Below are 11,235 nucleotides of genomic sequence, written 5' to 3' on the forward strand. Positions count from 1 at the left end.
TTTTGGCCTGTGATCTTTGATTTTGTGCCAGAATTAGGCCTTGCCGAAGGTTTCTTCCAGCCAATGTTCCAGCCAGTGGATGTTATATTGGCCTGTTTGCACCGCCTCTTGGTCGAGCAAATCGTGAAACAAGGGCACCGTGGTGTCGACACCATCCACGATCAATTCTGACAAGGCGCGCTTGAGGCGGGCAAGCGCCTCGGGTCGGTCACGGCCATGAACGATCAGCTTGGCAATCAAGCTGTCATAATAAGGAGGGATGCGGTAGCCATCATAAAGCGCGCTATCCATCCTTACACCCAAGCCACCTGGGGCGTGGTATTGCGTGATCTTGCCGGGGCAGGGGGAGAATTGCGGCACTTTTTCCGCGTTGATCCGCACCTCAATGGCATGGCCGTTGATCTGCAAATCTTCCTGCGCAAAGCTGAGCGGCAGGCCCGCTGCCAGGCGAATTTGCTCGCGCACCAAATCCACCCCGAAAATCCCTTCGGTCACGGGATGCTCCACCTGCAAGCGGGTGTTCATTTCGATGAAATAAAACGCGCCTTTTTCGTAGAGAAATTCAATGGTGCCAGCACCCTCATATCCCATTTTGGCAATCGCATTGGCACAGATCGCCCCGATCTCGGCGCGTTCCTTTTCGCTTATGCAGGGGCCTGGGGCCTCTTCGAAGACCTTTTGGTGACGGCGCTGCAGAGAACAATCCCGCTCGCCCAAATGAACTGCATTGCCCTTACCATCGCCAAATACCTGCACCTCAATATGGCGCGGCGTGGTGAGGTATTTCTCAATATAAACCGCGTCATTGCCAAAGGCAGATTTCGCCTCGCTGCGCGCCGTGCGGAATGCGTTTTCCAAGTCCTTGGCGCTTTGCGCCACTTTCATGCCGCGACCGCCGCCCCCTGCAGTGGCTTTGATAATGACGGGGTAGCCCATATCGGCGGCGACTTTCTTGGCCGCGTCCAGATCGGGAACGCCCCCCTCAGAGCCGGGGACGCAAGGAATACCAAGCGCCTTTGCCGTTTCCTTAGCGGTGATTTTATCGCCCATAATGCGGATATGCTCGGCAGATGGGCCAATGAATTTGATCCCGTGATCCTCTACGATTTGCACGAAATTCGCGTTCTCGGAGAGAAACCCATAGCCAGGGTGAATCGCTTCGGCCCCCGTGATCTCGCATGCCGAGATGATAGAGGGGATCGACAGATAGCTGTTGGTGCTGGTGGGCGGGCCGATACAGACACTTTCATCGGCCATGCGCACATGCATCGCATCAGCATCGGCGGTGGAATGCACGGCGACTGTCTCAATACCCATTTCGCGCGCAGCACGGATCACGCGCAGCGCGATTTCCCCGCGATTGGCGATGAGAATTTTTTTGAACATGCGGGCAGCCATCTTATTCGATGATCATCAATGGCGCGCCGAATTCCACGGGTGAGCCATCTTCCACCAAAATCCGCTTCACCGTGCCTGCGCGCGGGCTTGGGATTTGGTTCATGGTTTTCATTGCTTCGATGATCAAGACAGGCTGACCTTCCGTGACTTTATCGCCCACCGAGACAAATGCCGCCGCGCCAGGTTCTGGTGCGAGATATGCGGTGCCCACCATTGGAGAGGTCAGCGCATTTGGGCTTTGGGTTGGGTCTTCGGCGGCGGCAGGGGCCGCTGCGGGTGCGGCGGCGGCAACGGGGGCCGCTGCAGAAGGGGCTGCTGCAACTGGGGCAGGGGCCATCGCAACTGGGGCCGCATGGATTTGCCGCGCCACGCGCACATTCAGGCTGTCATCTTCGCCATACTCGCGGATAACTTCCAATTCGGTCAAATCGTTTTCGCGCAGCAACTCAGCCAAGGCTTTGATAAAGCCAACGTCACCGTCATGCGTATTCTTGCTCATGGATCCCTCGCAGATTATTCGCCCGCCTTTGGCTGAGCCCTTCGCTTATGTTTGCGCCCTAAATTGCCGCAAAATCAGAAGCTCTATATGCCACCTCGGCCAGAGTGGAAAGCACCAGATGGTCAAAAAATTATGCTTCTTTTGCAACGAATGCGCATTTCTTTCCTTATCTTTGTTTGCATCTTCTGTGATAGGCCAGAACGATTGCGCATGCAATGATTGAGGATATGCGCATAGATTTGCCCCGTTCCCTCTTGCGCCACAGCCAATAAAGGCGTTCATATTCTTGGAAACGGAACTAGGGCGCTTTCGCCACGGGAGAGATGCATCATGGCTTTGGATCGGTCGAACACACCCAATGATCTTTCGGCATTTTGGATGCCGTTTACCGCCAATCGGCAGTTCAAGAAAGCGCCTCGGATGCTCGTCTCAGCCGATGGGATGTTCTACAAAACAGCGGATGGGCGCGATGTTTTGGATGGGACGGCGGGATTGTGGTGCTGCAATGCAGGGCATAATCGCCCCAAAATTGTCGAAGCCATCCGCAAACAGGCAGGCGAATTGGATTATGCGCCTGCGTTCCAGATGGGGCATCCTGTGGCGTTTGAATTGGCCTCTCGCCTGCGGGATATGGCGCCTGCGCCCTTTGAGCATGTGTTCTTTACGAATTCGGGCTCTGAGTCCGTTGAAACGGCTTTGAAAATTGCGCTGGCCTATCAGAGGGCCATCGGCCAAGGCAGCCGCACCCGCCTGATTGGACGCGAGCGTGGCTATCATGGTGTAAATTTCGGCGGGATTTCTGTGGGCGGCATCGTCAATAACCGCAAATTCTTCGGCAGTTTGCTGACAGGTGTCGATCACCTGCCGCATACGCATCTGGCTGAAAACGCCTATAGCAAAGGTCAGCCTGAGCATGGCGCGCATCTTGCCGATGATCTCGAGCGGATCGTGGCGCTGCACGGGCCTGAAACCATTGCCGCCGTGATTGTCGAGCCTATGGCGGGCTCAACGGGTGTGCTTCTGCCGCCCAAAGGATATCTTGAGTGCCTGCGCGAGATCACCCGGAAACATGGCATTTTGCTGATTTTTGACGAGGTGATCACAGGGTTTGGTCGTCTGGGCTCGTCCTTTGCTGCGGAACATTTCGGGGTCATGCCTGATCTGATCACCTGTGCCAAAGGCTTGACCAATGGCGTGATCCCCATGGGGGCGGTTCTGGCCACAAAAGAAATTCACGATGCTTTTATGCAAGGCCCAGAACATATGATTGAGCTCTTCCACGGTTATACCTATTCAGGCAGCCCGATTGCCTCTGCGGCAGGGATTGCTACGCTCGAAACCTACAAAGAAGAAGGCCTTTTTGAGCGTGCAGCCGAACTTGCTCCGTATTGGCAAGAGGCGCTGCATAGCCTGAAGGGCCTGCCGCATGTCAAAGACATCCGCAATATGGGTTTGATTGGCGCGGTCGAGCTAGAGCCGATTGCAGGCGAGCCAGCCAAGCGCGCCTTTGCAGCCTTCCTTGACGCCTATGAAAAAGGCATCTTGATCCGCACCACGGGCGATATTATCGCCATGTCCCCCCCGTTGATCATTGAGAAATCGCATATTGATCAATTGATCGGAACATTGGCAGATGTGTTGAAAAAACTGCATTGATCTGATTTGACGAACAGCGGGGTGCGGCTGTGTGCTTGCCCACATAAAAACCAAATGCGCCACAGGGGGCCTCTGTCGTGATGATACTGAACTTCACCGGATCAAATCTGCGATTTGCAGCAGGGGTCGTGGCGATGGCCGCGTTTTTAACGGGTTGCCTCACAAGCCCGCCTGTGGATGACGAGGGCTATTTGGTTGAATTGCCAGAGGCTTTGGTCGAGTTGGCAGCGGATGGGCAAGATATTGGCCGCGTGCGCCTGATGGAAGATAACTGTTACTGGTATCTCTATAATGGCGTGGTCGAAACCACTTTGCTGCCAATCCTTACCGAAGAAGGCCGCATGATCTGCAACCAGTAGGGCAGGCGAGAGGCGGTTAGTAAATTCTTTTACAAGGCCGCCCAACTTGCGATAAGCAGGGATTATGAGCCATGCTGACCTGCGCCTTACAACGAAAACCGCCGCCCTGCCTTCAAGCAGCGCGCTGACAGGCAGTCGTATCCGTCAACGCCGCAGTGCTTTGGGGATGCGGCAGGCTGATTTGGCGAAAGCGGTCGAGATTTCCCCCAGTTATCTCAATCTGATTGAGCATGGCCGCCGCCGAATTGGCGGTAAATTATTGGTCGATATCGCCCGTGCCCTATCGGTCGAGCCGACCGCCCTGTCATCAGGCGCGGACGCAACGGTTTTTGACGCGCTGCACAAGGCCGCGACAGATTTGCGCCCGAACCTTTTGGCTGAGCCAGAATTGGATCGCATTGATGAATTGTCTGGCCGCTTTCCGGGATGGTCGGGGGTTTTGACCTTGCAGCAGAAAAGGATCACCGCGCTTGAGGCGATGATTGATAGTTTGCAGGATCGTTTGGCCAATGATCCTGTTTTGGCTGAAGCCATGCATGAGATCCTCTCAAGCGTTGCAGCAATCCGTTCGACCGCTGATATTTTGGTGCGCGAGCCTGATCTCGAAACGCAATGGCGTGCCCGCTTTCATCGCAACCTCAACGAGGAAGCAGAACGCCTATCGTTGCGGGCCACGCAAATGCTTAGCCATTTCGAGCAACAAGGCGACACAAATGAGGGCGCAAGCTCAACAGCGCAAGAAACGGTTGAGGCCATGTTTGACGCGGCAGGGCATCATTTTGCGGCGATTGAGACGCATGGGGTGGACGCGATAGACGCGGTGATTGCGCGCGCCGCTGGGATGGAGGATCGCACAACGCGGGATTTGGCGCGTGCTATGTTGCAGGCCTATGCGCAAGATGCTGCGCGATTGCCCTTGGCGCAGTTTCAATCTGCCGCCAAATCAGTGGGCTATAACCCGTCTCAATTGCTGCATCTGGGGCAGGGGGATGTGGCCTTGATCTTGCGCCGCTTGGCCACGCTGCCGCCTGCCCCTGATATGCCTGAATTCGGACTTGCGATTTGCGATGCTTCGGGCGCGCTGATGTTCCGCAAACGTATCACGGGGTTTTCGATCCCGCGCTTTGGGGCGGGCTGCCCCTTATGGCCGCTATATACCGTGCTGTCGCGCCCAATGATGCCAACGGATGGGGTTTTGGAATTGCCCAATGGTTTGGCCTATCATGCATGGGCGGTGGCGCAACCACGCGGTGGTGCGGGGTTTGCAGCCGCGCCAATTTTGAATGCAACGATGCTTCTACGTCCTTTGCAGAACGCTGAGAATGCTCTGCCGCAAACCGCGCTTCCCATCGGGTCTGGTTGTCATGTTTGCCCGCGTGACGCCTGTGCCGCGCGCCGCGTGCCTTCTGTTCTGGCCTAGGGTCTTGATGCAGAAAGATTGACAAAAGCGGTGTCGCAGGGATTCCATAAGAAAAGCAGCGTGGGACAGAAGGCGCAAACGCCAAGCCCATATCTGCTGTGGGGAGGGACATCATGACGAACCGCATTTTGCTGGTTGAGGATGAGGCCAATATTCTTGAGGCCATCACGTTCATCCTCTCGCGTGCTGGAATGGAGGTGCGCAGCCACGGCAATGGGGCCACCGCCGTGGAGGAGGTCAAACGCTATGGCCCTGATCTGATCGTATTAGATGTAATGCTTCCCGGCAGATCGGGCTTGGATATTCTGCGTGACCTGCGCGCCGATCCAAGCACGGAGGCATTGCCTGTGGTCATGCTGACCGCAAAGGGTCAAGCCAAGGATCGCGAGACGGCGCTTGTGTTGGGGGCGGATGCCTATTTGACCAAACCCTTTTCCAATTCCGAAATGTTGCAACTTTTGACCCAAATTTTGGACGAACGCGGGGCAAAATCAGCCGTGCAAAAAGGATCGGCCTAAATGAGCCCCCCACGCGACACGTCCCGCGCGGCGCCACCTGCGCGCAGGCATTTGTTTCTTGAACGGGAAAGCTATCGCAAGAATCGCCTGCGCGATGCGGCTGCCTTGATGCCTGTCTTTGGGGGATTGTTGTTCTTTGGCCCCGCCTTCATCCTCACCCCGCGCGAGCAACTGGCAGGGGGGATATCGTTCTGGCTTGTCTATTTTTTCGCGGTTTGGACAATCTTGATTGTGATCACCTATATTCTGTCGCGCGCGCTGCGCCAGATTGAGCGCGAAGATGCCTCCGCAGACCTCCCAGACCATGCGGCCGATCCAGCATCGGGGGAGGGGTGATGCTGTCCTTTGACGGGTTGGTCGCGGTTGCGGTTCTGTATGTGGTGGGGCTTTTTGGCGCGGCTTTTTGGGCGGAGAAACGCGCAGCCGAGGGCAAGGCGCGTTGGCTGCAATCCCCTGTGACCTATACGCTGTCATTGTCGATCTATACCACCGCATGGACATTTTACGGCGCGGTCGGGTCTGCCGCGCGATCAGGACTTGAGTTTATCACGATCTATCTTGGCCCGACCTTGGTCTTCATCGGATGGTTCTGGATCTTGCGAAAATTGGTGCGCATTGGGCGCACGCAAAGGATCACATCTATCGCGGATATGATCTCATCTCGATATGGGAAATCGGGGGGATTGGCTGCGATTGTGACCATCCTCATGGTGATCGGGGCCACGCCCTATATCGCCTTGCAGATGCAATCGGTGACGCTGTCTTTCTCTGCCTTTATCACGCCAAATTCAGGGCGCGAGATGGATACAGGCCTGATGGCCATATGGGTTGCGGGGGGGCTTGCACTCTTTACCATCGTGTTTGGGACGCGCTCTTTGGATGTGAACGAGCGTCACCCGGGTCTGGTTTCCGCTATTGCCTTAGAGGCCATCGTCAAGTTATTCGCCCTGATCGCAGTGGGCGTCTTCGTGGTCTGGGGCGTGGCTTCTGGCCCGATGGATATGTTGGCGCGGATAGATGCAAGCCCGCTTGCCTCGATCTCGTCCAATGGCGCGCGTTGGGTCGGTTTAACACTGTTATCGGGGGCCGCGATCTTGTGCCTGCCGCGGATGTTTCAGGTCTTGGTCGTAGAAAACTCTGACGAGCGGCATCTGGCAATGGCGGCTTGGGCCTTCCCGCTTTATATGCTGCTGATTTCGATTTTCGTGGTGCCAATTGCCGTGGCTGGCCTGCAAGAAATGCCGCAAGGTGCGAACCCTGATTTGTTCGTTCTGACCCTGCCTTTGTCGCAAGGGCGCGAATTCCTAGCCCTGCTTGCGTTTTTGGGCGGGTTTTCTGCTGCCACCTCAATGGTCATTGTGGCGGCCTTGGCCTTGGCTACGATGTTGTCGAACCATATTATCGTGCCTGTCTGGCTGCGCGCCACGCGCCACGATGATCCGATGTCTGGCGATATGCGCCGCGTGGCGCTGATGGCGCGGCGGTTTTCGATCCTTGGGATCATGGCGCTTGGCCTTGCCTATTACCGCCTTTCTGGCGGAACCGAGGCTTTGGCCGCAATGGGATTGATTGCCTTTTTGGGTGTGGCGCAGGTTTTGCCTGCGCTTGCAGGGGGCATATTCTGGCGCGGGGCCACGCGGCTTGGGGCAGGGGCGGGCATTTTGACAGGCTTTGCCGTATGGGCGTGGCTGCTGTTGCTGCCAAATGCCTTTGCGGGTGAATTGCTTCATGATGTGCTGACCTTGGGGCCAATGGGGGTGCAATGGCTGCGCCCCAATAATTTCCTTGGCATGGCTGGAACAGACCCGCTCTTGACGGCGATGGTGCTGTCTTTGGGGCTGAACACGGTTGTTTTTATCGTGGTGTCTTTGGCAAGCTTCCCGTCCCCGCTAGAGCGCTTGCAGGGCGCGCAATTTGTCAAAGTGTTTGACTACACCCATGCCCCATCGGGGTGGCAGGCGGCGCAGGGCACGGCTGATGATCTTTTGATCATGGCTCGGCGTATTTTGGGGGCGGGGCGCGCGGCGCGTCTGTTTGGGCAGGCGGCCCGCGCGCAGGGGCGGGACAGTGAATTGCCCGATCCAACCCCCGATTTTCTAGAGCGCCTTGAACGGGAACTGGCGGGGTCTGTTGGTGCTGCAACAGCCCATGCGATGGTCGGGCAAATTACGGGCGGCGCAGGCGTGTCGGTGCAAGACCTTCTGGCTGTGGCCGATGAGACCGCGCAGATCATGGAATATTCATCGAAACTTGAGGCGCAATCGGCGGAATTGGCCCGCACCGCGGCGCGCTTGCGCGAGGTGAACCAGAAGCTGACGGAACTCTCTGTGCAAAAAGATGCGTTTCTATCGCAGATCAGCCATGAATTGCGCACGCCTATGACCTCTATTCGCGCGTTTTCTGAAATCCTTATGCAATCTGACGGTTTGGATGATGCGGCGCGGGCGCGGTTCTCGAAGATCATCCATGATGAAAGCCGCCGTCTGACACGGCTTTTGGATGATTTGCTGGATTTATCCGTTCTTGAGAATGGTCATGTCTCTCTGAACCCCAGTGAGGTGCATCTCGCGCGGGTCTTAGAGCGGGCGATCAATGCGACCGCCGCCCTTGAGGAAAGCCATCGCCTTGAGATCATTTACAATGGGACGGAGGAGGCGGGCTTTCGTTTGAACACGGACGCAGATCGTTTGGCGCAGGTCTTTATCAATTTGATTTCGAACGCCCAGAAATATTGCGAGGCAGAGGCCCCGCGCCTCACCATCACCCTGCGCGAGACAGCGCGACATCTTGAGGTGGAATTTGCCGATAATGGCGCAGGCATTCCTGAACGCCAGAGAAGTTTGATTTTCGAGAAATTCGTGCGCCTTGATGGCACGCGCCCCGCACAAGGCGCGGGGTTGGGTCTGGCCATCAGCCGCGAGATCATGCAGCGCCTTGGCGGAGGGCTGCACTATGTGCCGTCAGAGGGCGGAGCCGTGTTTTTGGTGCGCCTTCCCAGAGCGGAGGCGCGCGCGGCTTAAACTTTGCTCAACCTTTGCGCGGCTATGATCCCCGAAAGGCCGATGAGTTTTGGGGCAGAAAGCGCGCAGGATGACAGAAGGCATTTCAAAAAATCGATCCGATCACACGTGGATCCTGTCCAAAATGCTGGGCCGTGATCTGCCGCGGCAGGCCAGTGCCACGACCCCGCCAGATCCGCGGCAAGAGGCGCGGGTGATCCGTGGGGTGCAGCGGGCCTTGATTGCAGCAGGTGACAGTTACGGCACGCTTTCCCCGAATGCGTTGGACTCGACCTTTCATTGGGGCCGCGATCTGGGGGATCTGGGCACGGTCATGCCCACAGACGGGTTTGTCGCCCTTCTCGAGGGGCAAGTGCCCGATCAAACTGGTGCAGGAGAAGCTATGATTTACGGCGCGGTGGCGCTGTCCTCAGGCATTGTCGATGCCATGGTCGAGGTGCAGATAACGGGCCGGGTTGAGGCGCAAACAGGCCCCGCCCGCCCCGTGACGCGGGTTGATATCGTGTTGGTGCGCGATTTTATCGACCTGCTTTTGGCAGGCTGCGCGCGGGAATTCGGCGATTTTCAAGCCCGCGATTGGCCGTTGCGTCTGTCTTTGGGGGAACCTGTAGAAGAACGTCATCGCTTGTCTTTGATTTTGGAGGAGCGGGATTACCACATGTGGAAATTAAGCCTTGAGTTGGGCGGCGGGGTGAAATCGGGGCAGATCGCGTTGACCCTGCCTGTCATTGGGCGCGCCGATGCCGTGGCCCAAGCCCCCAAAAAGCTGCGCAAATTCACTGAGGCAGAGCGCCAGAAATGGCGCGCCGCATGGGGCGCTGCAATTGGCGAGGCCAGCGTTTCGCTTGAGGCCATTTTGATGCGCCGCAAACTGCCTTTTGTTGAAGTTGAAGGGCTGTCTGTCGGCACCGTGCTGCCGTTTACAGATGCAACATTGACCGAGATACGGCTTGAGCATGTGACAGGGCGGGCCGTGTTGCGCGGTCGGTTGGGGCAAAAGTCAGGCATGCGCGCCGTGCGCCTTGGCAAAGAAATTACGATGCGCGCGACTGGCGGGCTTGTGCCGCCGCCTGAAGTAGCACCGTCTGCGGTTGACCTGCCTGAGATGCCCACACCGCTTGCAATGGAAGCCGCACCTTTGCCGCCAGGCCCATAGGATTTTGAATAAGCTATGCGTCTGGCGCATGGCGGGATGATCAAATCGGCAGTGGTAAGTCACCTATGCTGTCCCATATGCTGCATAGCAGAAAGGCTGATGTGACAGCCATATAGGAGAAATGAAATGACAACTGCTTCTGTTTATTCTTTCGCTGATGTTCGCCGTGTAGAGCTTGAAGCCCGCCGTTTGCGCGCTGAAGCGATGAAAGAAACCTTTGGCGCACTCTTTAACGCACTTGGCGCCCCCTTCCGCGCTGTTGCAAAATTGGGTGGCAAACAAGCAGCGCATTTGGCCTAATTCTACGGCCCTCGCCTCGCGTGGCCTATGTGCGCGCAGGGGTTTGAGATCAAGAATAGCCTCGGCAATGTGCCGAGGCTTTCTTATTTCCGCCTCATTTATGGGTCATTGGTGCTGAAACGAGCACAATTCTTGAGTCGCATCTGCGCCTATCCTGGCCAATGCGATAGAGAATTAACCCAGAATGGGGGAAGATATGTCACGATTGAAAACCGCATTAGGCCTTGTTGCCGTGGCGCTCTCGGCTTCGGCCTGTGTCTCGAACGGGACAGTAACCCGCGAAGCGAGCAACGCATTTGACACATCCACCTTTTTCGATGTTGCTGGGAATGTTTCAAACCCATCGGCACAAACCCAACCCACTCTTGCGGCGTTTGTGCGTGAGCGGGGCTGGAGGATCACAGATGTACGTTGTATGTGCCGCGCAGCCTCAGCACCTCTGAAGCAAATACCATGAAACCCAATGTCGAACTTTTGTGGCAGGATGAGCCCTATGGGGATCGCTATGCTCAAGTGCGTGACATTCTAGAGCGGCCTATGCGCAGGCTTCTGCCTGCCTTTGAGGGCAGCCGTGAAGTGGTTTTGCAACTCAACGTGTCGTACTTTCATGCCCAGACAGCCTTGGTGCGCAGCACCTTTGGGGGTGAGCATGAGATCGAATTCACCTTTTCGCTTTATGACGCGACAACGGGTGCCTTGGTTTATGGCCCCGCATCACGGGATCTGACCTTTGCCGCTTATGGCGGACGGCGCGCCGTGGAAGCCGAAGCGATGGGTCTGACCCAGCGTGCGCCCATCGAGGCGCGGATGCATGATTGGATGATTTCCGAATTCCGACTATCTGTGGCCCCATCAGGCGTCACATTCTAATCTCGCGCCCTCTTTCAGGGCGCGGTATTCTGAGCTAAA

12 protein-coding genes are annotated in these 11,235 nt (G+C 56.7%); 10 read left to right on the forward strand and 2 right to left on the reverse strand.

Annotated features, from left to right (window positions below):
• Positions 1-33: 33 nt before the first annotated feature.
• Positions 34-1,386, reverse strand: coding sequence for an acetyl-CoA carboxylase biotin carboxylase subunit (gene accC, locus AAC636_RS05115; protein WP_340300619.1), 1,353 nt, complete (start codon positions 1,384-1,386; stop codon positions 34-36).
• Between the two features lie 13 nt (positions 1,387-1,399).
• A complete protein-coding gene (gene accB, locus AAC636_RS05120; RefSeq protein ID WP_340243073.1) occupies positions 1,400-1,897 on the reverse strand; it encodes an acetyl-CoA carboxylase biotin carboxyl carrier protein in 498 nt (165 codons plus the stop codon).
• A 330-nt stretch (positions 1,898-2,227) separates the two neighbouring features.
• On the opposite strand from accB, the gene AAC636_RS05125 reads away from it, so the two are divergent.
• From AAC636_RS05125 to AAC636_RS05170, 10 genes are all read left to right on the forward strand, one after another.
• Positions 2,228-3,553 (forward strand): aspartate aminotransferase family protein, encoded by a 1,326-nt coding sequence (locus AAC636_RS05125; protein WP_340261131.1) that lies wholly within the window; start codon positions 2,228-2,230, stop codon positions 3,551-3,553.
• Between the two features lie 77 nt (positions 3,554-3,630).
• Positions 3,631-3,912: a hypothetical protein gene (locus AAC636_RS05130; RefSeq protein ID WP_340300620.1), complete on the forward strand. Its 282-nt coding sequence runs from the start codon at positions 3,631-3,633 to the stop codon at positions 3,910-3,912.
• Between the two features lie 64 nt (positions 3,913-3,976).
• Entirely contained in the window at positions 3,977-5,332 is a 1,356-nt protein-coding gene (locus tag AAC636_RS05135) for a short-chain fatty acyl-CoA regulator family protein (RefSeq protein ID WP_340300621.1), read from the forward strand.
• 113 nt (positions 5,333-5,445) lie between these two features.
• Positions 5,446-5,850 (forward strand): response regulator transcription factor, encoded by a 405-nt coding sequence (locus tag AAC636_RS05140; protein ID WP_340261128.1) that lies wholly within the window; start codon positions 5,446-5,448, stop codon positions 5,848-5,850.
• On the forward strand, positions 5,851-6,186 hold the full coding sequence (locus tag AAC636_RS05145; RefSeq protein WP_340300622.1) for a hypothetical protein: 336 nt from the start codon (positions 5,851-5,853) through the stop codon (positions 6,184-6,186). It begins immediately after the preceding gene.
• Complete coding sequence (locus tag AAC636_RS05150; protein ID WP_340300623.1) at positions 6,186-8,870, forward strand: ATP-binding protein; 2,685 nt, start codon at positions 6,186-6,188, stop codon at positions 8,868-8,870. Before AAC636_RS05145 ends, AAC636_RS05150 begins: the two co-directional genes overlap by 1 nt.
• Before the next feature lie 70 nt (positions 8,871-8,940).
• Positions 8,941-10,026: a FliM/FliN family flagellar motor switch protein gene (locus AAC636_RS05155; protein ID WP_340300624.1), complete on the forward strand. Its 1,086-nt coding sequence runs from the start codon at positions 8,941-8,943 to the stop codon at positions 10,024-10,026.
• A 126-nt stretch (positions 10,027-10,152) separates the two neighbouring features.
• Entirely contained in the window at positions 10,153-10,326 is a 174-nt protein-coding gene (locus tag AAC636_RS05160; RefSeq protein ID WP_340300625.1) for an RSP_7527 family protein, read from the forward strand.
• 196 nt (positions 10,327-10,522) lie between these two features.
• Entirely contained in the window at positions 10,523-10,783 is a 261-nt protein-coding gene (locus AAC636_RS05165; protein WP_340300626.1) for a hypothetical protein, read from the forward strand.
• Positions 10,780-11,196, forward strand: a complete 417-nt coding sequence (locus tag AAC636_RS05170; RefSeq protein ID WP_340300627.1) for a DUF6778 family protein — start codon at positions 10,780-10,782, stop codon at positions 11,194-11,196. The genes AAC636_RS05165 and AAC636_RS05170 overlap by 4 nt, the downstream gene beginning before the upstream one ends.
• The last annotated feature ends 39 nt before the right edge of the window (positions 11,197-11,235 follow it).

It is taken from the genome of Roseobacter sp. HKCCD5988, from assembly GCF_037830355.1.
Classification (GTDB): Bacteria; Pseudomonadota; Alphaproteobacteria; order Rhodobacterales; family Rhodobacteraceae; genus M30B80.

What these genes read in the sequence shown, in the direction of transcription:
- accC (WP_340300619.1), bottom strand. Translation starts at nt 1,386, where the DNA reads ATGTTCAAAAAAATTCTCATCGCCAATCGCGGGGAAATCGCGCTGCGC.
- accB (WP_340243073.1), bottom strand. Translation starts at nt 1,897, where the DNA reads ATGAGCAAGAATACGCATGACGGTGACGTTGGCTTTATCAAAGCCTTG.
- AAC636_RS05125 (WP_340261131.1), top strand. Translation starts at nt 2,228, where the DNA reads ATGGCTTTGGATCGGTCGAACACACCCAATGATCTTTCGGCATTTTGG.
- AAC636_RS05135 (WP_340300621.1), top strand. Translation starts at nt 3,977, where the DNA reads ATGAGCCATGCTGACCTGCGCCTTACAACGAAAACCGCCGCCCTGCCT.
- AAC636_RS05140 (WP_340261128.1), top strand. Translation starts at nt 5,446, where the DNA reads ATGACGAACCGCATTTTGCTGGTTGAGGATGAGGCCAATATTCTTGAG.
- AAC636_RS05145 (WP_340300622.1), top strand. Translation starts at nt 5,851, where the DNA reads ATGAGCCCCCCACGCGACACGTCCCGCGCGGCGCCACCTGCGCGCAGG.
- AAC636_RS05150 (WP_340300623.1), top strand. Translation starts at nt 6,186, where the DNA reads ATGCTGTCCTTTGACGGGTTGGTCGCGGTTGCGGTTCTGTATGTGGTG.
- AAC636_RS05155 (WP_340300624.1), top strand. Translation starts at nt 8,941, where the DNA reads ATGACAGAAGGCATTTCAAAAAATCGATCCGATCACACGTGGATCCTG.
- AAC636_RS05160 (WP_340300625.1), top strand. Translation starts at nt 10,153, where the DNA reads ATGACAACTGCTTCTGTTTATTCTTTCGCTGATGTTCGCCGTGTAGAG.
- AAC636_RS05165 (WP_340300626.1), top strand. Translation starts at nt 10,523, where the DNA reads ATGTCACGATTGAAAACCGCATTAGGCCTTGTTGCCGTGGCGCTCTCG.
- AAC636_RS05170 (WP_340300627.1), top strand. Translation starts at nt 10,780, where the DNA reads ATGAAACCCAATGTCGAACTTTTGTGGCAGGATGAGCCCTATGGGGAT.